Annotated in this window: 25 protein-coding genes; 15 read left to right on the plus strand and 10 right to left on the minus strand. The window is 68.9% G+C overall.

From position 1 onward, the window contains the following. Window positions 1-387: 387 nt before the first annotated feature. Window positions 388-663, plus strand: a complete 276-nt coding sequence (locus ACH41F_RS40170; protein ID WP_331724678.1) for a hypothetical protein — start codon at window positions 388-390, stop codon at window positions 661-663. Between the two features lie 79 nt (window positions 664-742). Here the strand turns inward: ACH41F_RS40170 and ACH41F_RS40175 are convergent, their stop codons facing one another. Further along, window positions 743-1,705, minus strand: a complete 963-nt coding sequence (locus tag ACH41F_RS40175) for a transcriptional regulator (RefSeq protein ID WP_363004925.1) — start codon at window positions 1,703-1,705, stop codon at window positions 743-745. Window positions 1,706-2,454: 749 nt separating this feature from the next. Here ACH41F_RS40175 and ACH41F_RS40180 point away from each other — a divergent pair. The 6 genes from ACH41F_RS40180 (at window position 2,455) to ACH41F_RS40205 (ending at window position 5,875) form a co-directional block, all read left to right on the plus strand. After that, window positions 2,455-2,673 carry a hypothetical protein gene (locus ACH41F_RS40180; RefSeq protein WP_363004927.1) on the plus strand — a complete coding sequence of 73 codons (219 nt, stop codon included), beginning with the start codon at window positions 2,455-2,457 and terminating at the stop codon, window positions 2,671-2,673. Window positions 2,674-2,813: 140 nt separating this feature from the next. Next, window positions 2,814-2,981 carry a hypothetical protein gene (locus tag ACH41F_RS40185; protein WP_200402129.1) on the plus strand — a complete coding sequence of 56 codons (168 nt, stop codon included), beginning with the start codon at window positions 2,814-2,816 and terminating at the stop codon, window positions 2,979-2,981. Then, window positions 2,981-3,193 carry a hypothetical protein gene (locus tag ACH41F_RS40190; protein WP_205383783.1) on the plus strand — a complete coding sequence of 71 codons (213 nt, stop codon included), beginning with the start codon at window positions 2,981-2,983 and terminating at the stop codon, window positions 3,191-3,193. The genes ACH41F_RS40185 and ACH41F_RS40190 overlap by 1 nt, the downstream gene beginning before the upstream one ends. 441 nt (window positions 3,194-3,634) lie before the next feature. Continuing rightward, window positions 3,635-4,108: a hypothetical protein gene (locus ACH41F_RS40195; protein WP_200402131.1), complete on the plus strand. Its 474-nt coding sequence runs from the start codon at window positions 3,635-3,637 to the stop codon at window positions 4,106-4,108. Between the two features lie 160 nt (window positions 4,109-4,268). Continuing rightward, window positions 4,269-5,378 (plus strand): DUF4262 domain-containing protein, encoded by a 1,110-nt coding sequence (locus tag ACH41F_RS40200; RefSeq protein WP_391237783.1) that lies wholly within the window; start codon window positions 4,269-4,271, stop codon window positions 5,376-5,378. Between the two features lie 44 nt (window positions 5,379-5,422). Beyond that, a complete protein-coding gene (locus tag ACH41F_RS40205) occupies window positions 5,423-5,875 on the plus strand; it encodes a hypothetical protein (protein WP_200402132.1) in 453 nt (150 codons plus the stop codon). Between the two features lie 208 nt (window positions 5,876-6,083). Here ACH41F_RS40205 and ACH41F_RS40210 read toward each other — a convergent pair whose 3' ends face one another. Together ACH41F_RS40210 and ACH41F_RS40215 are read right to left on the minus strand one after the other, a co-directional pair. Further along, window positions 6,084-6,923: a hypothetical protein gene (locus tag ACH41F_RS40210; protein WP_205383789.1), complete on the minus strand. Its 840-nt coding sequence runs from the start codon at window positions 6,921-6,923 to the stop codon at window positions 6,084-6,086. A gap of 84 nt (window positions 6,924-7,007) precedes the next feature. Next, complete coding sequence (locus ACH41F_RS40215) at window positions 7,008-7,553, minus strand: hypothetical protein (RefSeq protein ID WP_331724674.1); 546 nt, start codon at window positions 7,551-7,553, stop codon at window positions 7,008-7,010. 169 nt (window positions 7,554-7,722) lie between these two features. On the opposite strand from ACH41F_RS40215, the gene ACH41F_RS40220 reads away from it, so the two are divergent. From ACH41F_RS40220 to ACH41F_RS40230, 3 genes are read left to right on the plus strand one after another with little or no spacing between them, the layout of a single operon-like run. After that, a complete protein-coding gene (locus ACH41F_RS40220; RefSeq protein WP_391237788.1) occupies window positions 7,723-9,072 on the plus strand; it encodes an XRE family transcriptional regulator in 1,350 nt (449 codons plus the stop codon). 27 nt (window positions 9,073-9,099) lie between these two features. Further along, the gene (locus ACH41F_RS40225) at window positions 9,100-9,474 is read left to right on the plus strand and encodes a hypothetical protein (protein ID WP_391237791.1); all 375 of its coding nucleotides are present in this window, start codon (window positions 9,100-9,102) and stop codon (window positions 9,472-9,474) included. Further along, entirely contained in the window at window positions 9,471-10,040 is a 570-nt protein-coding gene (locus ACH41F_RS40230; protein ID WP_331724672.1) for a peptide deformylase, read from the plus strand. Before ACH41F_RS40225 ends, ACH41F_RS40230 begins: the two co-directional genes overlap by 4 nt. Before the next feature lie 201 nt (window positions 10,041-10,241). Here ACH41F_RS40230 and ACH41F_RS40235 read toward each other — a convergent pair whose 3' ends face one another. The 4 genes from ACH41F_RS40235 to ACH41F_RS40250 all read right to left on the minus strand — a co-directional run bounded on the left by ACH41F_RS40235 (window position 10,242) and on the right by ACH41F_RS40250 (window position 13,319). Then, window positions 10,242-10,739 carry a DUF6420 family protein gene (locus tag ACH41F_RS40235; protein WP_024127338.1) on the minus strand — a complete coding sequence of 166 codons (498 nt, stop codon included), beginning with the start codon at window positions 10,737-10,739 and terminating at the stop codon, window positions 10,242-10,244. A 38-nt stretch (window positions 10,740-10,777) separates the two neighbouring features. Further along, window positions 10,778-11,602, minus strand: coding sequence for a hypothetical protein (locus ACH41F_RS40240; protein ID WP_365130366.1), 825 nt, complete (start codon window positions 11,600-11,602; stop codon window positions 10,778-10,780). Window positions 11,603-11,822: 220 nt separating this feature from the next. Continuing rightward, window positions 11,823-12,149, minus strand: coding sequence for a WhiB family transcriptional regulator (locus tag ACH41F_RS40245; RefSeq protein WP_391237795.1), 327 nt, complete (start codon window positions 12,147-12,149; stop codon window positions 11,823-11,825). Window positions 12,150-12,311: 162 nt separating this feature from the next. Further along, a complete protein-coding gene (locus ACH41F_RS40250; RefSeq protein ID WP_331724670.1) occupies window positions 12,312-13,319 on the minus strand; it encodes a hypothetical protein in 1,008 nt (335 codons plus the stop codon). A 384-nt stretch (window positions 13,320-13,703) separates the two neighbouring features. On the opposite strand from ACH41F_RS40250, the gene lexA reads away from it, so the two are divergent. Together lexA and ACH41F_RS40260 are read left to right on the plus strand one after the other, a co-directional pair. Then, the gene (gene lexA, locus ACH41F_RS40255) at window positions 13,704-14,393 is read left to right on the plus strand and encodes a transcriptional repressor LexA (protein WP_331724669.1); all 690 of its coding nucleotides are present in this window, start codon (window positions 13,704-13,706) and stop codon (window positions 14,391-14,393) included. Between the two features lie 104 nt (window positions 14,394-14,497). After that, complete coding sequence (locus ACH41F_RS40260; protein ID WP_307018533.1) at window positions 14,498-14,815, plus strand: hypothetical protein; 318 nt, start codon at window positions 14,498-14,500, stop codon at window positions 14,813-14,815. Window positions 14,816-15,299: 484 nt separating this feature from the next. Here the strand turns inward: ACH41F_RS40260 and ACH41F_RS40265 are convergent, their stop codons facing one another. Both ACH41F_RS40265 and ACH41F_RS40270 read right to left on the minus strand, forming a co-directional pair. Continuing rightward, window positions 15,300-16,322, minus strand: a complete 1,023-nt coding sequence (locus ACH41F_RS40265) for a hypothetical protein (RefSeq protein ID WP_391237800.1) — start codon at window positions 16,320-16,322, stop codon at window positions 15,300-15,302. Between the two features lie 516 nt (window positions 16,323-16,838). Beyond that, window positions 16,839-18,197, minus strand: a complete 1,359-nt coding sequence (locus ACH41F_RS40270; RefSeq protein WP_391366183.1) for a hypothetical protein — start codon at window positions 18,195-18,197, stop codon at window positions 16,839-16,841. 120 nt (window positions 18,198-18,317) lie between these two features. Here ACH41F_RS40270 and ACH41F_RS40275 point away from each other — a divergent pair, with 120 nt between their 5' ends. Together ACH41F_RS40275 and ACH41F_RS40280 are read left to right on the plus strand one after the other, a co-directional pair. Further along, entirely contained in the window at window positions 18,318-18,581 is a 264-nt protein-coding gene (locus ACH41F_RS40275; RefSeq protein WP_024127329.1) for a hypothetical protein, read from the plus strand. Continuing rightward, window positions 18,578-18,943 carry a hypothetical protein gene (locus tag ACH41F_RS40280; RefSeq protein ID WP_027734645.1) on the plus strand — a complete coding sequence of 122 codons (366 nt, stop codon included), beginning with the start codon at window positions 18,578-18,580 and terminating at the stop codon, window positions 18,941-18,943. Before ACH41F_RS40275 ends, ACH41F_RS40280 begins: the two co-directional genes overlap by 4 nt. A gap of 32 nt (window positions 18,944-18,975) precedes the next feature. Here ACH41F_RS40280 and ACH41F_RS40285 read toward each other — a convergent pair whose 3' ends face one another. Next, the gene (locus ACH41F_RS40285; protein WP_391366184.1) at window positions 18,976-19,191 is read right to left on the minus strand and encodes a hypothetical protein; all 216 of its coding nucleotides are present in this window, start codon (window positions 19,189-19,191) and stop codon (window positions 18,976-18,978) included. A gap of 23 nt (window positions 19,192-19,214) precedes the next feature. Between ACH41F_RS40285 and ACH41F_RS40290 the strand changes: the two genes are divergently transcribed. After that, window positions 19,215-19,574, plus strand: coding sequence for a hypothetical protein (locus ACH41F_RS40290; protein ID WP_391237811.1), 360 nt, complete (start codon window positions 19,215-19,217; stop codon window positions 19,572-19,574). The last annotated feature ends 179 nt before the right edge of the window (window positions 19,575-19,753 follow it).

The following is a 19,753-nucleotide window of genomic DNA, read 5'->3' on the forward strand; positions in this document are numbered from 1 at the left end:
AGGCCGAGATCAACAAGCTCGACGACAAGGCACAGGCACTCGCCTTCATCCGCGCCGAGCTGGTCGAGAAGCTCAACGGCTACAAGACCGCCTGACCCCCCACCCACCACCCGGCGGCCCCAACCCCCAACACGGGGCCGCCGGACCCCCACACCCCCCACCAAGGCCCGGCCAGGGCCCCCACGCCGGAGCCCGGACCCACCCGCACCGCACGGGCCTTCGCGGCCCGCGCCGACGGAAGCGGAACACCCAGACCAGGGCAGGATCAGTCCCAACCCCCAGGACCCGCCCACGTCCACCCTTGGCCCGGCCCCCCGGCCCCACCAACCCCCTCCACGCGGGACCCGGGGCCGGGCCACCAACCACGAGCGCAGAAAGGCCGCAGGCATGAAATTCGACGAGTGGGCCGAGCGCCTGGACCAGGTCTACATGGACGGAACCCAGCACGACTGGCGTGATGAGGACAAGACGGCGTGGGAGGATGCCATCCGCGAAATGGCGGCCGAGTTTCCCCACATCACCATCACGTGGATGGATCCAAAGTGTGGCTGCTGCACCTTGGACGCCCCGGCGCTGCTCGCCTTCGACGACCCGCGGGGCCCGGGTGCATTCGAATTGCTCTACCCGACCTTTCGCCCGACACACACCTACTACCTGGGCTGACGACGCCCCCCGCGAGGTCCGCTCGACCTTGATCAAGTCCCAATGCGAGGGCGCGGTGGGGAATCGGCCGGCGGGGTGGTCATGTCGCGGCGCGCAGGGTGGTGCGGCGGGCGAAGGCTGTGACGCCGGGTAGGTCCGGCCGACGCGCTGCGACCTCGGCCGTCAGCGCGCGGACTGAGGGGCGGCGGGCCTCCTGCGGCGCGGCTCGTTCCACGAGTTGTAGCTGGACGAACGCGGTCGCCACGTCTCCGGCGGTCAGCAGGGCGCGGGCGGTGTCGGTCGCCGCGCGGGCTCGGCGCTCCGGTGTGGTCAGCGCGGTCGGCTCCAGGCCCGCGGCGTACGCCAGGGCTCGGTCGACGTCGCCGAGCTTCTGGTGGATGCCGACCCGGTACAGCACGCACTGCGCTGGCGACAGCTCTGCGCCAGCCGGTACCCGTCCGCGGTCGCGGAGGAGGCGGGCCGCGGTCTGTTCGGCCAGGGACGCAAACTGCTCGGCGACGGCGGGCATTCGGGCCTGGGCGGCGGTGTAGGCCGCGGTCAGGGCCACCATGCCGGACGCGTCCAGGACGGCCGCGGACGGCCGGGGAGCGGTGCCCAGCTCATCGTGCGCTTCTGCGAGCAGTTGCAGGGCCGTGTCCGCGCGGCCCGTACGACGCAGCGGTGTCGCGGCCGCGCGCGCGGCGGCCGCGAGGAGTTCCGGTCGGCCCGAGCGGCGGGCCGCCGTCCCTGCCCTGACCGCGAAGGCGGCCGCAGTGCCCATCTCAGCTTCCTTTGCTGCTAGTTGAGAGACGAGTACCCATACCCCCGCCGCGCGGCTGGCGCCGACTGGGTCCGTTCGCTCGCTCTCGCTCGCGCGGGCGATCATCCCTGGGAGCATCTGGTGGAGCCGGTCGTAGCTGCCGGCGGCGAACAGCCTGCGCGCAGCCGGCAGATCCCCCTCGTCCAGGTGCTGGCCGTGTTCGCCGGCCAGCACCGCTGTCGTGCCGCCCGTCCACAGCACCGCCGCGCAGAGCCCGGTCTCCAGTACCCTCCTGCGCTCCATGACCACGCCACCGTCCTCCCCGGCCGCTGTGTCCCGAGCGTCCCCCCGGCGTATTCGGCCCGATGTTGCGACGGTACGGGTCTGGCCGTGCCTCGGGCAGGGCGCACGTCTGTCGGCTCCGTGCGCCTCTTGCGTCCCTGGCGCGCCGGGGCCGTGGGCGAAGGGCGGGTAGGCGGCTGTGCGTAGGCGAGGCCCTGAGGGCATGGCACGGTCTAGGGACGGCGGCGATCGGGTTGGCCCTCTCGCGCCTTCCGGCACCTGGTCCGGGCATTGAGGCAGACGGACTCTTTTTGTTGTTGCATATTGCGATTCCAATATGTATTGTTGCTCTTGCGGGGCCGGGGAGCGAAGACCTTCGGCCGAGAAGCCACCCGACCAGCGGACCGCCGCCCGCGGCCTCGTCGGGGAAGAAGACCCGGCCGAGGTCACCAACTGGATGTCCCTGGAACGGCCCCGCGCCAGAACGGCCCTTCCCATGGGGCCGTCCGTGCCTACCCACACCACTCCGACGATCGTGAGAGCTCGCGTTGTTCTATCTGATGATGTGCCCTTGTTGCGGCCGCCCGACGTTGTTTCACGAACTGGAGCGACACACCGCCCCGAGCCTCTTGATCGACCCCGAGACGGGCCTGCCGCCTGGTATCTCTCCCGACGGTCGCAGCGTGGCCGCGTCGCCAGAAGCCACAGCCAGAGCGCGTAGGCGGCCCCTGTGCCAGTCGTGCATCAGTGACGTAGAGGCCGGCGGCGCGGTGACCTTCTCCGTACGTCTGAAGGGCGAGCAGACGGCGATGGCCATCGCATCTGAAATGCCCCTCCTCGACGATGAGGGCCGGGTGATGGCCGTCCGCTGCCCGGCTGCCGGGTGCGGTGCGGTTGTCGATCTGATCGATGGCCGGCTGGATCGCCACCTCGTGCGCGGCCAGAAGTGCCGGACTTCGGGCGTACAGGTGGTGGTCGCTGAGGGCTGAAGCGTGAGCTAAACAGCCTCACGTCGGCCTTCGACTGCTGATCACACCTACCGCCTGGCTGACTTTCCAGCCCTCCGGGGCCCATGCCCCAACCCCATCCGACCCCGCTTGTCGGGGCGCGCAAGCAGGAGGACCGCGCCTTGAGCACCAAACTCAGCCCCTCCGACCTGGCCGAGGTCGAAGAACTTCTCGCCCGTTGGAACGAGGCCGTCGATGGCGACAGTAACGACGCCGAGCACGAGATCGGCGTCGACATGTCGGAGTTCCTGTGGAGGCTCCACGGCGGTCTGCCCGAGCGTGAGCTCTGATGGCCATCTACCGTCCCGGCGAGGTCAACTGCGGCCACTGCAACGAACCGACTGGGATCCCGGCTGACGACTGGGTCGGAGAAACCCGTACCGAAGACGGCGACTACGTCGCCTCCGTTGACCCCTGTGTGCGCTGTGAGGTTCACACCTACGGCACCCACGACCGCTGCCCCGACGACTGCCCCGACTGCGCCGAGAACGACGCCGCGTAAGGCATCGGGGCAAACAGATGCGGAGTTGATCTCAACATGAGCACCCCCGTCCCGGGAACCGGGGCGAGTAAGCGTCCCGCGAGGCGTCGCAAGGTCAAGAACGCTCGGACCGGCTCCGTGGGGAGCAAGATCCTGCCGGGCCGGTACAGCGATGAGGGCGAAAAGGGGCCCTGGTTCCGCCGTCTGGTTCGCCGCGCCGAGACGCGCAGCTGGCGGCGTGAGGCATCGCGGTTCTGACGGCTGCCCTCAACCAGGCCTTGGCGTAACTCCGGACGGCCGAAGAGCCGCACACAGCCAAACGCCTACGGCCCCACTCCTTCCGCCGGTTCGAGGGCGCCGGCCGAGCGACCGAAGCCCCTCTACTTCACCGCTGCCGACAACGCCCGCGGTGCTGTCCCTCTTCATGCGCGCCCGCCGTGGCGCTCGATCGTAGGAAGAATCGTGTCTGCTGATCTGCAGCTCCGCATCCATTCGATTCCCGCTGGCGAGGTCGTCGCGCTTCTCGACCTCATGCGGGAGCACAGGCTTCGCGGCGAGTATGAGCGTGGTCCCTCCGAGACCCTCACGCTGGGACAGGTCTACCGCGCCCGGGACGCCGCATTGGGCCTCTGCGAGGAAGTAGCCGCGCGGCTGGAGGAGGACGCTCCGAACGCCGTGTTCGAGCTGTGGCAGGACCCTCACTGGAGCGCCGACGGGCACTACCACGCGTACGCCCCCGACTTCGGGCACTTCGAGGCTGGTTGCGATGCCGAGGGCGTTCCGCATGTCGGCGTGCACGAACTCATCCAGCGGCTCAGCAGCAGCCCGGAAGCGACACTCGGCGACTGGATGGCGGGTGAGGGTGCCGACCTGCTCGGCACCGCCGTGCTCGCCGTGGTGGGCAAGTATCGGGCCCAGCAGTCGTCAGCCTCCTGATCCGGGCAGGCTCCTCCCTCCTCTCACTCGGTCGGGGCCGGCTGGCCCGTGATGCGCGCTGAGGCGCAGCGTCGCTACTCCGCGATCGCCTCAGAGGCGACGCACGCCCTCAGCCAGGCCCTCGTCGGCTCCCCACCCACGCTTCACTGGAGAACTGATCATGGCGGACATCCGCATGCGCGTCCTCGGGCACCCCTGGGAGCGAACCACCGTCTCTACCGACGCCGGAAGCCGGGAAGAACTGTTCATCGCCCTCTTCCTCAGGGCGATGGAGACCGTCCCCGAACTGCTCGCTTTGCCCGGTGACCTGGAGGCGTACACCGTGCGCTGGGACGGCGAGGAGGTGTCGATCTTTCACCCGGATGTGGAGCAGGCCGTCTTCCGCGCCCAGCCCGACGCCGAGGGCTCTGCGCAGGGGGGCGCTCCGGTCGGGACGCGGCCGCCCGAGCTGTGGCGCGATGAGCGCGGCCACGGCTTCTACCCGGCTCCGGAGGTGCTGGCCGAGATCCCGGCTCTGTGGGCAACGGTCCTGGAGCCGCATGAGCACAGGGTGGTCGGCCTCCGGTACTACTCCGCCGAGGGTGAGTGGTACGTCGTGGAGGTCGACGACGCGAGCGGCCGGGCTTACGGGTGGTCGTGCCTGGGGGGTGACCTGTCGCAAGGCGGGTGGGGCCTGATCGATCTCCCGGCTCTGGAGTCACTTGGTCCGGACGATGACCCGTCCCAGCTGGTCGTCCGCGATCTCGATTTCACACCCGATGCCGCGGCCAGTGTCTTGCCGAAGGGCCGCCCTCACGATTCTTGCGGAGATGCGGATTGCCCGGTGTGTCCGCCCGACTTCATGACGGCGTACGTTGCTCGGCTGCGGGGCGTAATCGCGGAGCACGGGTTCGCTATCCAGCCAGTTCTTGGTGATGAGAGTTCTGCTGCCTATTGCTACACCATCGGTCTGCACGAATCTCTGGGGTGCGAGTTCGTGATGGCCGGCCTGGACGTCCGGGTGATGCAGGGCCTGCTTCACTCCCTCATCGAGCGGTTCGCCGGATCGTCTGGTCCAGTTGACGGTGAGGCGCTGGACGGGGTTCTTGCGAACGGATTCCAGCTGCTCATGCGCCCCGTGACGTCCCTGGAGCCCTTCTCGATGCTGCGGGCGGTGTACGGCCAGGAGATTGCCGTGCCGTATTGGCAGGCCGTGTGGCCCGATAGCGCCGGCATCTTTCCGACGGACGCTTCCTGCTCGCTTTCTCCTGGAACCCAGCCGCTTCTTTAGCCCAATTTCGGGTTTCCGACTCTTTATGTCTAGGAGATTCTTCTGTGCGCCAGCCTGAACCATTGAATGCCATTGATGAGCTGCGGCTCTTCCTGGATTTCGCAGTTCCGCTGTGCGGTGCTGACATCGCGTACAAGCTCAGGCAATGGGGCCATTCGCGCGAGCAGGCCAAGGCCTGGCTACGTGGCGAGGCCGAGCGCGCTGGTGGCAGCCTGGGCGAGAACGGTGACGCGATCCAGTTCAGCGATGGTCGTCCTCGGTCGGGACGCGCGCAGAACCGTGTGGCCCGGACCGCGAGCGAACTGGCGCGCGGCGTGGCAGCGGCGGCGCTGCTCGCCCAACTGGAAGGGAAGAGCGGCGTCGAGGCCTTCGGCGGCTTCTACGGTGTCACCGCCAGGCCCGCCGAGGCCGACACGCCGCGCGTTCAGGACAGTGGCGACGATGCCGTCGGTGTCGCCGCTCGCGGTACCTGTCCTGTGCGGAAGCCGACGGCGTGATGCCTTGTGGCAGTCCCCTCGCCGTGCTTGTCCTCGTGCTTCGTCCCGGGCCGGTGGAAATCGGTGCAGGGGCTCTTGGGTCATTCGTTAGGCTCGCCGTGGCCCGTGCCGGAATGGAGTGTGCGGGACAGGCCCCGGTCCCCGTGACGGGACGCAGTACGGCCGGGGCCGCCACTCCCCGGGCGTAGGTCGTACGCCCGCCGGCGGCTCAGTCCAAGCGGGAGAAGTCGAGATCCACCAGGATCTCCTTGAGGTCCACCTTCTCGTCGCGGCAGAAGCCCCGAAGCTCGTCCCACATTTCGGGGACTCCCTCCAGAGCGCCACTGAGCAGGGACAGTTGTCCGCGGTCCTCGTCGTACTCCTCGGCGTGGAGGTAGACCATCTCCGCCTTCTGGAGTTCGCGTACGACGCTGAGCAGCGTCGTACGGTCCGCCGAGAAGCGCCTCAGCACCAGTTCGAAGTCCGTGGTCTCCTCGTGCACCACGAGGGCGAGCACCTGTCGGGCCATCCGCGTGAGGCCGCCGACCCGCCCCGCGAAGCGGTTGACCAGCTGAAGGAAGTCCTGTTCGTCCGACGGGTCCTGGTTGGCGTCCTCCCAGGCGAAGAAGCGCGTCATGGTGGTGGCGGGGCGGACCAGGGAGCCGTTGACCGTGTCGCGGAACTCGGCCTCGATGTCGTCGACCGTGTAGCGGTACGTGGCCTCGTGCTTCTGTTTGACTGCCCGCAGGTACTCGACGGTGTAGTCGTGCCGGGTGACGCTGCTGTCGATCAGGTCGTGGTGCACCCCGCACAGCAGCATCAGATTGTCGAAGTCCCGCAGCTGGTCGACGTCCTGGCCGTCCCACGCCTCGTGACGGGCGCTACCGGGCTCGGCGCCGATGATGTGGGCGATCTTGCCGACCCAGGCGCCCTCCTCCGTGACCAGCCGGGTTGAGCAGTGCGGGTCGCCCCAGGCGCATTCGTTGCCGGAGAACGCCCACAGCCGGCGTGCGACGCCGGACAGCGGCTCCTTGCGGTTCTTCTCGGAGCCGTTCGTCCGCTTGGCCACAGCCCGCCCTTCCTTCGCCCTGACGACAACTCGCAGCGTAGTCCAGCTGATTGAGGTGCGGCGGGCGTGCTGATTGTCCGGCTGCTACCAGCGCAGGGTCGGCCGGGGGCGGGGGACGAGTTCGGCCTGCTCGGCGACGGCGACGAGGCGGTCGGCGGTCTCTTGGCCGACCGCCTCGACGAGGCAGTCGAGGTTCGAGGCGATCAGGAGCCAGGAACGCCCCGGCAGCACGCTCAGACGGGCGACGGCATCCGCGAGTGCTCCCGCCTCCAGGGCCATCATGGCCTGGACGTCGGCGGGGTCCGGCTTCAGCGGCACCTTCGCCTCGCGCACCAGGTCGACGGAGAGGGTCAGGTCGTCGATGACCGTGACGGCGGTGGTGTTCTCGATCATGCTGGGCTCGTAGCTGCGCTTGAGCTCATAAGCCTGGTGGACGGTGATGTTCTCCTCGCGGTAGCCGGCGGCGAGGAGGCGACGCAGCCCGGCGTAGGCGGTGTGGGACTTGCCGGACCAGTGCGGTCCCAGGAGGAGCAGGCGGGCGGTGTCGCCGGCCAGGATGGTGGAGCACCATTCGGCGATGGCGGGGTGGTCGGACTCGGCATCGCTGAAGAGCGGGGGTACGACGGGCATCGGCCCAGCGTATGCGGCCGCGTAGTTGGCGGTTGTGCTGGGTTTGATGCCGGGCGCTGCTGGCTGGCTTCTGGTGTGGGTGAACTTCGGGCGTTGTCGCCCGCGTGCGTGTCGTGGCCGGGATGATGTGGCACGCGCAGGGCTGCGGCGGTCGTGGGAGGGGATCGAAGTGAGCAGGTGGGGGAAGCAGGAGGACCGGCTGGTGGTGCGGGCCGTCGACGTGCTGTCGGGCGTGCTGAGCGGCGCGGCGCCGGAGCCGGCCCGCCGTGTCGTCGCCTCCCGGGCGCTGCTGGCCGTCGAGGAGTTGATCTTCCCGCTGCACGAAGAGCTGGTGTTGGCGGAGAACGCGGACGCCGCGGCTCGGGAGGCCACCGATGAGCAGTGGACGGACGACGCCGCGGTGCGCCGGTGGGTGACCGAGACGCTGGCCGAGCACGCCTTTTCCTACAACATGCTCCATGAGGTGTGGGAGGACGATCCGGACCACGTCGAGCCCCAGGGTGACCACCCGGTATGGGCGCTGCTGGAGCTGTCCCCCCTCGCGCGGCGCCTGCGGCTATGGCAGGAGGCGTCCGCGAAGACCGCGGTCGGCCTGGGCGGCGAGGTCGGCGTCGGCGCGCACCAGATCGGACACTGGGCGGCGGGCCGCTCCCGACCCGGGGATGGAGAGCGGGCGGCACTGGCCGGGGCGCTGGGTGTCCATCCGGCGTGGCTGCACGCGGCGCGCGACGAGCAGCCCGATGTGCAGTTGTACCGGTTCGCGTCCTGCCCGTGCGAGAAGCCGACCGCCCTGGCGCGCCTCGGGCTGGGCCGGGAGGAGCCGGACTGGTACGACAGCCCCGCCGAGCAGGCTGCCGCCGTGCACTGGTGCGGGTGCGGGCAGTCGTGGGTGAAGGACGTGGCCGGGTGGCTGCTGCCGCTTCCGCCGGGGGAGGAGCCGGCCCCGTCCTACGGGGACCGGGTCGACCTCGGCCATCCCCTCAGCCGCAGCCCCTCGGTGACTCTCGAAGAGCCGTGGCCGCGGGCACTGTGGCAGCCTCCGGCCGGCAGGAAGAGCCGCGCCCGCACCGCCTACCGGGTCCCCGAACTGCTCACCCAGGAGCCGCAGGCCCTGCCCGTACGGCCAGCGGTCGCGCGCATCGTCGTGCCAGAGCCAGTGTGGGGTGCCGGTTCGGCAGAGCGGCTTGCCGCGAACGCCTCGTGGTGCCGCACGTGCCGGACCCTGGCCGACTCGCCCACGGGTACAGCCGGCGGGCCGTGGGTGCTGCTGCACCGCAGCGAGCCGGAACGCGAGCTGAGCACCTGGACCTACCCCACCGAGAAAGACGCTCTGCACCACGGCGCCCATCTGGCCATGACCTACCTCCAGTTGGACGACGGTCCCCTCGACCGCGTGGCGCTGGACCTGTTCACCGGCCAAGCGCACGCCCAGGTCATCGACCGTTTCCTCGAACTACACCCGGAGACGACCCAGTTCGAGGTCGCCGAGCTCGTCCCGATGCGCGCCGACGAGTTCTGAGCGCCGACTCGCTTCCTCGGCCGCGCGGTGTGGCTGCTGTTCGACAACGACCAGGGCCGCTTCCCGCTCTACCCCGGCGATTCGGTGTGGATCGAGTACGCCTACACCGTCAGCGACACCAAGTGGGGCAGGTGGTTCCAGCGGGCCGTGCGGCTGCCCACCGAGCACCTCGAAGTCGTGCTCGCCTTCCCCGTCGCGCTCGATCCGGTGGTGTGGGGCACCGAGACGTCGATGACCGCCGAGGCGTCTCCCCTGCCCAGCGCGCCCGGCCGCCGGGAGGAGGACGGCATGCGCGTCTTCACCTGGTCGACCGGCCGCCCGGCCCTGCACGCTCGCTATCGTCTGGAATGGAGGTTCCGGGCCCGGCCCGAACAGGACGTGAAGCGCGGGGAGTTCAAGTGACCGAGGTCCGGCCCAGTCAGCAGATGCGCGACCTCGGTGTCGTCCAGCGCGGCGCCCCGGTCCTGACCGAGACGGCCCGCCCGTTCGACCTGCCCGCCGAGCAGCATGCCGCCGAGCAGGCCGTGGACGCGCTGTTCACCGCCATGGAGCGGATCGGCCGGGTGCGCCCCTTCGCCAAGGGCATGGGACTGGCGGCCCCGCAGATCGGCATCGGCCGCGCGGCCGCCGGCGTCCAGCCGCCCGACGAGGGCGCCGGCGCCATCGTCCTTCTCAACCCCCGCGTCACGGAGGCCTCCGTCGACGCCGACGAGCAGTACGAGGGATGCCTGTCGTTCTTCGACGTCCGCGGGATGGTCCCCCGCCCGCTGAGCATCACCGTCGAGACCACGACGCTGGAGGGCACCACCGTCACCACGGTGTACGAGCGGGGTCTTGCCCGGCTCGTCGCCCACGAGATCGACCACCTCAACGGGTTGCTGTACGTGAGCCGGATGCGGCCCGGCGTCGAGCCGATCCCGGTCGAGCAGTACCGGCAGACCGGCCGGTCGTGGGCCTACGACTCCTAGCCAGGGACAGGCTGACGGTCTTCCACGACGACGGCCCCGGACCGAGGTCCGGGGCCTTCTCCGTTGCCGGTCGCACAAATGAGCCCGGGCCGGGCGGTGGATCGCTACGCTGGTCGCAGGTGCGGCGCTCCCCCCGTGGCGCCGCACCTCCCCGCTTTCATGGGCCCGCCGGTACCGCCGCGGCAGGCGGACATCGGGCGTCTAGCCGCCGCTGGCCTGGTCCCCCTCGCCGTCCCGGCGGACAGGCCCGACCAGTGCTTCGGTCTCCTGGAAGAGCCGGTCCGTGGGGGTGAAGTCCCCCAGCTCGACCGCGAGCGCGGCGCGCACGAATGCGGTGAGCTCGATGCTCCCCTTGCGTACCTCGAAGATGCGCAGCACCCCGCCCGAGTACGCGGCGTGGTGTCGGCACCTGGCCTGCACGCAGTACCCCTCGGCAGCCTGGGCGAGCCGCATGAAGGCGGCGTCCTTCTCATCGGTGACCTGGGCGGGACAACCCAGGTGGTCCAGCGTGATCCGGGTGTGGGCGCGATTCTCAGCCGGGCGGATGGTGAGCCGTCCGCCGCCGGGCGTGAGATAGCGGCCGGGCGTCACCGGGCCGTACGGATGGATCAGCGGCAGATCCTTGTCCACCACGTGCTGGGCGGGCAGTCCGTCGTACTCGAAGTAGGGGCCTGCAATGCCGTTGTGCTCGATTGCCATGCGGTCCTCGTCTCGGTCGCGGGGCGGGCGCCGGGCCGTCACGCGCTGGTGACGGGCACGTTCCGCAGCAGTGCGGCGGTCATCGCCAGGAGCGTCTCCGCCTCGGCCCGGTCGTACTTGAAGGTCTTGGTGACCGCGTCGTTGTGCAGGGCGCCGCAGGTCTGGCTGTAGAGGGCGTCCTGGATCCGCCACCACCGCTCGGTCTGGTTGCACTGGTTGGCCTGCTTCCTCGATCCGGGGTTGTCCCAGGTGACGTTCTCCCGGACCCACTCCAGCGCCCGCCTGACCTCCAGGATCGACGCCCGCACCTCGTTCGCGGTCAGCAGCCGCTGTGCCTCGCGCAGCGTCCGGCCGACCTCGTCCCGTTCCGGATCGCCGAGCGGGTACGGCACGGCCATCTCGAACGCCGCGGACGGCCCCAGCTGCGCGAGCTGCTGTTCCCACCGGCTCTTGGCGATGGTGATGTGCGCCGTGTCCTGGGTGCTCCCCGGATACCCGGACGCCTGCGGCAGGGTCGCGTTGAGGTCGATCTCGAAGCGGACGTCGCCGGTGCGGCCCTCCTCGATGGCGTGGACCTGCAACGAGGTCAGCGGGAACGACAGGGTCACGCGGTGGACGGTCACCTTCGGGGTGTACGCCAGGTTCGCCGTGGTGCGGGCGAGCCGGGAGCGCTGCCCCGTCGCCTCGAAGCCGAACAGGTCCGCCTCCAGGGCGAGGATCTTCCCGGCCTCGGTGAAGGGCGACACCCCGACAGCGAGCTGGACGCTCAGCTCGTGGGCTCCCAGTGCGCGGTGCAGCCACGTCTGGTCGCTGCTGACTTCCACGGTGAACCGGATGTCGTCGTCGAAGCGGAGTTCCTGCATAGCTCCCCCAAAGGGCGTGTCGATCACCCGATTCTGCCGGGCGGGCGGCCGCATCACCGCCAATTTTCCCCGGCCGCGGGCTCCAGCCCGCAGACCTTGACGGGCCCGGCTCCAGCCACTCAGGCCGCGGTGCCGTCCGGCGCGCACGGCCCCGGCCCAACACCTCCTGTCCGCGCCGGGCGGTACCGCGGGGAGCGGGGGTCCGGGGGCTGGCGTGCTTTCATCCTGCGACGTCCCAGGCCTGTCCTTCGTCCGGGCTGGCAAGTCGTTGGTGTTCCGATCGGGCGGCTTCGAGCAGGCGTCTCCATGACGTGACCAGGGGGCGCCGTCGCAGGAGAGCCCGCCGCTCACGCTCGGTCATGCCGCCCCAGATTCCGTGCTCGATCCGATGGTCGAGGGCATAGGCCAGGCACTCGGTGCGCACCGGGCAGCCGGTGCAGAGGGCCTTGGCCCTGTTCTGGGCCGCGCCGTCCACGAAGAGCTCGTCCGGATCAGCGGTTCGGCAGACCGCTCGCTTACCCCAGTCCTCCTGGTCTTCCCCGTTCACCCCGACGCCGTCCTCTCCCCGGTCCGGCCCACCGCACTCCCCTGGGCAGGCGCAGTCCGAGAACGGTACGGCAAACGCCTACGGCATGGGACATCGCCGCATTGCGGCAATCCCTTCGGGTGAAGGGGCCTTGACCAAGGCCCCAACGCCTCGTGACCCCCCTCAGCCGGTGCCCGAGCAACCGGGCATCACGGGCAACGATGCCTCGCCCGTCAGGGCATTGGTGCGTCGGCGGATCGCCGCGAACATCTCGGCGCGGTGCTTCCTGATCGGGTAGTCGATCCGGTCGTAGCGCAGTTGGAGAGCGGCGCTGCGATCTGGAGACTTCAACAGGACCAGGCCGAGGCTGCCTCCGGGCGTCAGGTCGCGGTGACCGCACAGCTCCAGCGGCAGACCATGCTCCGGGTCGGTCAGGGCCTGCACCAGCTCGGCGCGGCGCAGGGCTGTCTCGGAATCGTGCTCGAGCTGCAGGATCCACCACTCCCCCAGCCGCGACTCGTGGCCGGTGACGACCTGGGGGACGGCGACGGTGTGGAGGAGTCCGAGGCGGCGCAGCAGCCCGCTGGGGAGCCAGGCGGCGTCCCGCCAGATCTTCTCGTAGATGAGCGGCTGCCGTTCGGTGTCCCACTGCTTCTCGTAGGGAGTCCAGGTGTCGCCGGCCAGCCAGCAGGCCTCTCCCCCGTTGCTCTGGATCTGCTGCGCGAGGGCTGCCTCCGCCTTCTGGAAGGCTCGTCGCGAGGGGCCGGTGAGCTGGATCCTGGTCGGCTGTCCGAGCCGACGGAGCTCGATCCCGCGATCGGTGCGTGCGCAGATCCGAACACCGTTGAGCCCGTAGATCTCGTCTCGTCCTACGCGCATCGGTGAGCGGCAGGGCAGCAGCCCGCTCAGCAGGCTGTCGAGGCTGGTGTTGCTCTCTAGGTGGAGCCGGACGCCTTCTGAGGTGGGCTGTACGTAGCGGATTCCGAAGGGGTACTCGAAGAAGTGCCGCTGGGTGCTGAGGACCCAGTAGAACACCTCCGACTCAAGCAGGAGTTGCGCGTGCTGGGCCGGTGCCGGGATGAGGGGCGCATCGGGCTGCACGGCAGCGACGGCGTCGCAGGCGACCTGGCGGGGGGTGCCGGTGTAGAGGGCGTACGTCCGGGCGCGGCTGCTGGTCTGGGTGGCCGACATGGCTTCAAGCACCTTTCGCTCCGCTCCGTCGGCCCTCGGAGCATGAGGAACAGGTACTGGCGTGCGGCGTTGCGGTCGATGAGACGGAACTGGTCGAAGCCGAGCTTCTTCGCCTCCGCCTGTGAACCCGTGGGCCGAGGTTCGCGTGAGGAGCAGCAGACCGATGCCGCAGGGCGTCACAGTAGTGGCGAGGCGCCGTGCTGGCAGCGCGCCACGCCGCGCCCCTATCGGCGCTTGCCGGTGGCCCGCTGTACCTTCACTGATTCCGCTGGTGGCACGTCGGAGGCAGCCGTCGTTGACCAGGGAATTTAAGTCGCATGTCTGTGCCCCTTTGTGGAATCTCGGGTTACGGTTCGAACCTGTACGAGCGCGGAGGGGGACACTATGGAGGCCACTCGGTACGTCGGGCGTCCGCCGGGCATCGTGACCCGGGAGGACGGGCTGACCGACCGGCAGCGCCGCATCGTCGACGCGATCCGGGCCAGCATCAGTGAGCGCGGTTACCCGCCGTCGATGCGGGAGCTCGGTCAGGCTGCGGGGCTCGCCAGCACCTCGTCCGTCGCGCATCAGATCGGCGCCCTGGTGAAGAAGGGCGTCCTGCGGCAGGACCCGAAGCGTCCTCGCGCTTACGTTCCCACCGCGACCGCCGGTCCCGAGGTCGACTTTGCCGTGGAGGCGAACCCCGATGCGTCCGACGCCTCGGTGGTCCATACCCCGCTCGTCGGGCGCATCGCCGCCGGCGTTCCGATCACCGCCGACGAGCACGTCGAGGACGTGCTGGCGCTGCCGAAGCAACTCGTCGGCAGCGGAACGGTGTTCGCGCTCACTGTGAGGGGTAATTCGATGATCAAAGCGCACATCATGGACGGCGACACGGTCGCCGTCCGCGCCCAGCCGAACGCCGAGAACGGCGAGATCGTGGCGGCCATGATTGACGGGGAGGCGACGGTCAAGCGGCTCAAGCGAGAGGGCGCAGCTGTGTGGCTGGTGCCGGAGAACGACGCTTTCGACCCCATCCCCGGCGAGTCGGCCTCCATCCTCGGGAAAGTCGTCACTGTCATGCGGAGCTTGTGAGCACGCCGACGTGAGGACCTCCTTGCCGGTGTCCGTGAGGTCCGGCTTGGCGGCTGGGGGTGCCCCCGGGTGCCGTGGTTGACTCCTGTCTCATGGGAGAAGGCGTGAGCGACGAGGCGATGCCTGACGTGACGTGGGAAGAGGTCGCGGACAGCTGGCGGCTGGACGACCTGGTCGAGGGGCGGATGCGGCCCACCACGAGCGATGACGTGCTGACTTTGATGGCGATCGGGGCACTGCGTGGCCGGCGGTCGCTGAACGAGGATGCGCAACGGAAGGCCTTCGGCGTCATGTTGGCGGCGGCTGAGGGCGGCGCGCTGGCCGAGGAGGAGCAGACGCCGCGGGATCCTGGTCGCATTGAGCAGACTCTCCAGGCCGCGCTCCGAGCCTTCGCAGAGGCCCAGCAGCAGCGCGACGAGTAAGCCGGGCGGGTGGCCCCCTTGAGCGAACGGCATCAGCATCGTCTGAGCGCGTCCGGCTACGGGTCGCTGTGGTCATTCGGGCCGTCGCCCGCGATCATGCCATGTCCGGTGTGATGTGTGCCCCCCGGCCGCAGCGCACGGGGGACGCGGCGTCCAGGGGGACTGTCCGCCAACGTACCGCGCCATCCAACCTCCTATCGCATATATCGGGGAATCAGATCACGCATCGGGCGCAGCGCGGGCTCGTACCGTCTGGCCGGCGGGAGGGCGGGTCAGCTCGCGGCCGCAGTGTGCAGCGGGTGCACGGTCTATCCGAGTTTCTCGGACAACGGGCCGTGTTCGACACACGGGATCCGAAGGCGCAGCGGAGGGTGGGTACGCAGCCCGCGCGTGGTCACCCAGACGCGGGGCAGGAAAGAGTGAGCGCGCTCGCGATCCAGGTCCTCGCGCCACATGTCGGCCACGGCGGTCCGGCCGCGGGTGCTCAGCGCATGTTCGCTGCCTCGTCGATGCGCCAGACCGCCTCTCGGACCTTCGATTCGAGATCCTCGAACTCGTCCTCAAGTGCCGCGAGCTCGGCGAAGAGCGTGTGCTTGTCGTCCATGTCTTCCATCGCTGTGGCCCGCTCGATCCAGGACTTCACGTCCGTCATCGTGAGGGGATACTTCCGGCTCCGCAACACCTCGTTGTTGAAGATCGCTTCGATGTCTCCGTCTTCGATCTGCATGATGCGAATCGCGTCGCCCGGGGCCGCGCCATTGACGCTGTTCTCCTCCACGTAGGCGAGTCCCGACTCAAGATCGTCGAGGCGTCCAAGAAGATGGTCGACCAGCGCGGTCCTCACCGCTGCCAGGTCAAGGCCAACTTCCTCCCTTAGCTGTTTCGCTGCCCGATGGGACACCTCGAAGGGGTCATGGTGGCCGGGGCGGGTGTCCTGGAAGCGTGCCAGCTCAGGGCCCAGGGCCCCGTCACCGATCAGCACTCCCGGCTCGTACAGGTCGAGGACGGTGCATGCCGCGTCGAAGTAGATCAGGACTGCCGGACGGATCACTTCAACGCGGTGCTGGTCGCGGTGGTAGGTCTCGTTCCGGTAGTCGTGCAGCTTCTTCAGCACCGGCGCGATGCTGCCGGGTAGCCTCGTCCGCTCGACGAGGAAGTCGATCTTGTCTCCGAAGTTGTCGTTGATCTTCTTGCGTTTCCTTTTCGAGGTCACCATCGCTTCGAGCTTCTTGATCTCTGAGCTGAGCTGGTCGTCGCTCGGCCCTGTGGCGAACCGGCGGTGCAGGGGGTTGTCGCTCTTGCGCATCGCTTCGATCCGACGGAGGTTCTCAAGCTGATCGAAGTGGTAGCGCTCGCCGTCGAGTTCGGCTTCGGCCATGCGGTGCATGATCAGTTCGACGGCGCTGTCGAGCAGGATGTGGGCCAGCCGCAGCTGTGGGACCCGTCCGACCTCGATGAGGCGCTTGACCTCTTCGAATTGCACGACTACCAGTTCGAGGCGTTTCATCGGCCTGCCTTCCGCTTTCCGCCCGGCTCGCGGCCGAGGACTCATCACCGTAGTGAGCGGGCAACACGGCCAGCACCTGAGTTTCTGAGGGTCCTGCCGACCGTGGCAGCGCACGGACTCGAATCGCTGCCCAAAGCGTCACATGCGCCTCATCTCCAAGGCCTTGGACGGCGGCTCGACGACTGGCCTGCCGGTCGGCGACATCGTCATGCGGTCGGCGACCGTCCGCTGCTCCGTGCGGACTAGCGGCGCAGCCTGCCAGGCGAGGCAGGCCACGAAGGCGACGGCCGGCAGCGCTCCAGCTGCCCACTCTGCCCTTTTCTGCTCGGGTCGCCGGCGCCGATCTCGACGAGCCATCACAGGAGAAGCGGCGTCAGGACGAGAGCGAGCACGGGCCAGGCGAGCGCTGACGGCCGGGCCCGGCGGATAGCTGACTGCGCGCGACGTCAGGGCAGCGCAGGGAGGTCTTCGTCAGTCATGGGGATCATCATGCCCCCGGCACGGCACGACCAGCCGTCAGGTGCTGGAGGCCTCGGTCGATCCGATGCCGGAGGCGATGAGGTTGAAGACCCGCTCGTCTCCTCGGACGTCTTCCAGAATCGGCGTCCACAGGCGCCTACGCCCCTCGCCGAGGTGACTCGTGAGGGTGTAGAGCTCGACGAGGTAGCCGGGCATGGCACGCCCCCAGCACTGGTCGTTGTCGTTCCACTCCGTAAGGACTTGCTCCAACTCCGGCAAGGTCAGGAAGCCTGCGCACGGAAGGACGGCCTTCTCCGCAACTTCCTGCCCGCGGTCAAAGGAGCCCACGTCCTTGAGGAGGGCCGGGAGGAACGGCGTGAAGTAGGGGTCGGGGCGCTGCGCGATGATGTCTGCCCGGGGGATGTACCAGAGCTTGGAGAACGCTTCGATGAGCGCGGGGAGCGTCGCCCGGAGCTCGGGGTGGGCGACCAGGGCCAGGGCCTGGGCCTCGGCGGTGGTGATCTCTTTGTAGGGCGCCCGGTTCCCGATCGTCTCGATCTTCGCGTTCAGGAGATTGCGCACGGGAGTGCCCAGGGAGGCCCAGAAGGCGGGGAGGTCGCCGAGGCGACCGAGTGCCTGAAGTTGGACGGAGGGTTCGGCCGTCTCAAGGCGGGCCATTTGCTTGGCGACGGCCTTCTTGACGAGGTCGGCATCGCGTTCGGCGAAGCTGCGCAGGCACTTGGCCATCCGGTCGGCGAACTTCTCCGGTTTGATTTTGATCGCGGGGTCTTCGATCGCGAGGACAGCGAACTTGGCCGCGGCCTCGACGACCTTGGACCTGGCGCTGGGACGGACGCGGGCGAAAAAAGTGTGAGTGAGGTACTCAGTGTCGTAGACGAAACCGGGGTCTACGACGTGCTTGAGGAAGCTGCCGACGATCTTGCGGCCTTGGCTCGGAGGATGGATGAGCACGGCCTCCAGCGCGGCCACGAGGTGGGCGCGGGCGTACTCCATCGTCGGCTCGTAGAGCTCGCCGAGTGGACGGATGGACGGATGTGCACACAGGTGGCGGTCGTCGCGGATCCGCTCCAGCTGCTTGCGCTGGGTGAAGTCGATCAACTCGAGCTTCTCCGCCGTATCGAGCAGAGTCTTCTCCAGGGCGAGCATGATCGGAATCGCTTCGGACTCCGCACTGCCCTGCGCTCGCTCCACATCGGCAACCAGGTCCTTCGCGTGGCTCTCGCCCTCTTCATGGAGGATCTGGGCCTTGGCGATGAGGTCGGCGCAGACAGCTGTCCAGGTCAGGACGATCGCGCCGCGGGCCGAGCCGGAGACGTAGCAACGGTACGCCTCGCTGACGAGGGGACGCAGGTCCGGATTGAACACGCGGTTCACGCGCTCTTCAAGGTCGATCATGTTGCCCCTCCGGCGCGCCCGTCCCACTTGCCCCCGGAATGATCTCACCACCGCTCCGGTCCCGGGCCGACGTCCCCGTTTGCTATGCACTGGTACCAGCACATAGCTACAGTTGCTGGCATGGGAAAGCAGACGAACATCCGCCTGGATGAAGAGGTCAAAGCAGCCGCCGAGGACCGGGCCAAGCGCCGGGGCCTGAGCTTGCAGGGGTACGTGGCCGACCTGATCGAGGCGGACGTGAATCAGTCCCGCGCGGCCTTCATGGCCGGCGCCGCATCGTTCCTGGCCGCGTACACGGACGTGTTCGATGCGGAAGTCGGTGAGGACCGGTACCCCGGTCTCCCGGACGCCCCGGCGGAGACGGCACCGAGGGATGCCGCGTGAACCTTCGGATTGACCTCGCGTGGATCCTGGCAGTGGCGCAGCAGATTCCGGGAGACCCCCAGGTCGTCGACTACGGCGTCCCCGTAGCGGCGGAAGCACGTCACCGGGCGGAGATCCTTGACCACGAGGTCTACCCCGAACCTCATCACAAGGCTGCGGCGCTGCTGTGCGAGCTGGCGAGAAACCCGAGCCTGGAGATGCGGAATCTGCTGTTCGCGGCCACGGTGACCGCGGCCTACTTGTCGGCGTGCGGGATGCCGGTGGGCCCTGGCCTGGACACCGTTCTCCCGCTGGCCCGCGCCGCCCGGGACGGTCTACCGGTGCGGGAGGTCGCCGCTCAGATCAAGACCTGGACGAGCTGATCGAGCAGGCTCTTCACGCGGTCCGTACCGAGTCAGGATTCCAGGTCGTCAACGAGCGTCGGCCGGCCATCCGTATCGGTGAGGCGTGCCGTCAGACCCAGCAGGGCCATCACGGCGAGGGAGCCCAGCAGGATGGCCAGCCACCCCACAGTCCACGAAGTGATACGAAGGCGGATCACAAGGGGCGTGAGGAGCAGCATGACGACGACCGCGCCCGACATGAGAAACCAAGAGCCCTTCATGATCACCGTTCCGCTGGGGTGTCCGCGTCGTGCACAGCGAGGACGGCGCGGGTTGCGGCGGGGAAGTCAGGGTGGCTCTTCCATTGGTCGGCCATGGCCATGAGCGCGTCGAGAAGGCGGCGGGCCTCATCGGTGTTGCCCGCGTGAACCGCAGTAGCGAACCCCTGGCTGAGTTCGTGGGCGTCGCGCCAGGACTGGACGTACGCGTCGTGGCCATCCGGGTGTTGTTCGTCCCGGAGATCGTCCTGTCGGTCGCGAACGAACTGGTAGACGCCTACACCGGCCTGCAGATCCAACGTTCTTCTCCTCACCGGCGCCGCGAGCGTTTCGTGCCTTGCCCATTCTCCTCTACGCCTCGCATCGCGCCTTCCAACCGCCAGCCGACGTAACCGGTTTCGCTGCCCGCAGCGGCTGGCAGCAGCCACGTTGGCCGAACGGAGCCCGACGAAGCACTCCTGGCCGGCCCTGGTACGGGCCTGGTCGGCGATCGCCTCTGCGGCACCGAGGGCTTCAAGGGCGGAGTCGGCGTTCTGCGAATCTCCGATGCTTGAGGAGGCTCGTGCGAGCA

The organism is Streptomyces sp. NPDC020489 (assembly GCF_044386545.1).
In the GTDB taxonomy this organism is placed as follows: domain Bacteria; phylum Actinomycetota; class Actinomycetes; order Streptomycetales; family Streptomycetaceae; genus Streptomyces.

Bases quoted from the DNA above. Each gene is read 5' to 3' on its own strand.
- ACH41F_RS40170 (WP_331724678.1), top strand. From the start codon at position 388: ATGAAATTCGACGAGTGGGCCGAGCGCCTGGACCAGGTCTACATGGAC.
- ACH41F_RS40175 (WP_363004925.1), bottom strand. From the start codon at position 1,705: ATGGAGCGCAGGAGGGTACTGGAGACCGGGCTCTGCGCGGCGGTGCTG.
- ACH41F_RS40190 (WP_205383783.1), top strand. From the start codon at position 2,981: ATGGCCATCTACCGTCCCGGCGAGGTCAACTGCGGCCACTGCAACGAA.
- ACH41F_RS40200 (WP_391237783.1), top strand. From the start codon at position 4,269: ATGGCGGACATCCGCATGCGCGTCCTCGGGCACCCCTGGGAGCGAACC.
- ACH41F_RS40215 (WP_331724674.1), bottom strand. From the start codon at position 7,553: ATGCCCGTCGTACCCCCGCTCTTCAGCGATGCCGAGTCCGACCACCCC.
- ACH41F_RS40235 (WP_024127338.1), bottom strand. From the start codon at position 10,739: ATGGCAATCGAGCACAACGGCATTGCAGGCCCCTACTTCGAGTACGAC.
- ACH41F_RS40240 (WP_365130366.1), bottom strand. From the start codon at position 11,602: ATGCAGGAACTCCGCTTCGACGACGACATCCGGTTCACCGTGGAAGTC.
- ACH41F_RS40250 (WP_331724670.1), bottom strand. From the start codon at position 13,319: ATGTCGGCCACCCAGACCAGCAGCCGCGCCCGGACGTACGCCCTCTAC.
- lexA (WP_331724669.1), top strand. From the start codon at position 13,704: ATGGAGGCCACTCGGTACGTCGGGCGTCCGCCGGGCATCGTGACCCGG.
- ACH41F_RS40265 (WP_391237800.1), bottom strand. From the start codon at position 16,322: ATGAAACGCCTCGAACTGGTAGTCGTGCAATTCGAAGAGGTCAAGCGC.
- ACH41F_RS40270 (WP_391366183.1), bottom strand. From the start codon at position 18,197: ATGATCGACCTTGAAGAGCGCGTGAACCGCGTGTTCAATCCGGACCTG.
- ACH41F_RS40275 (WP_024127329.1), top strand. From the start codon at position 18,318: ATGGGAAAGCAGACGAACATCCGCCTGGATGAAGAGGTCAAAGCAGCC.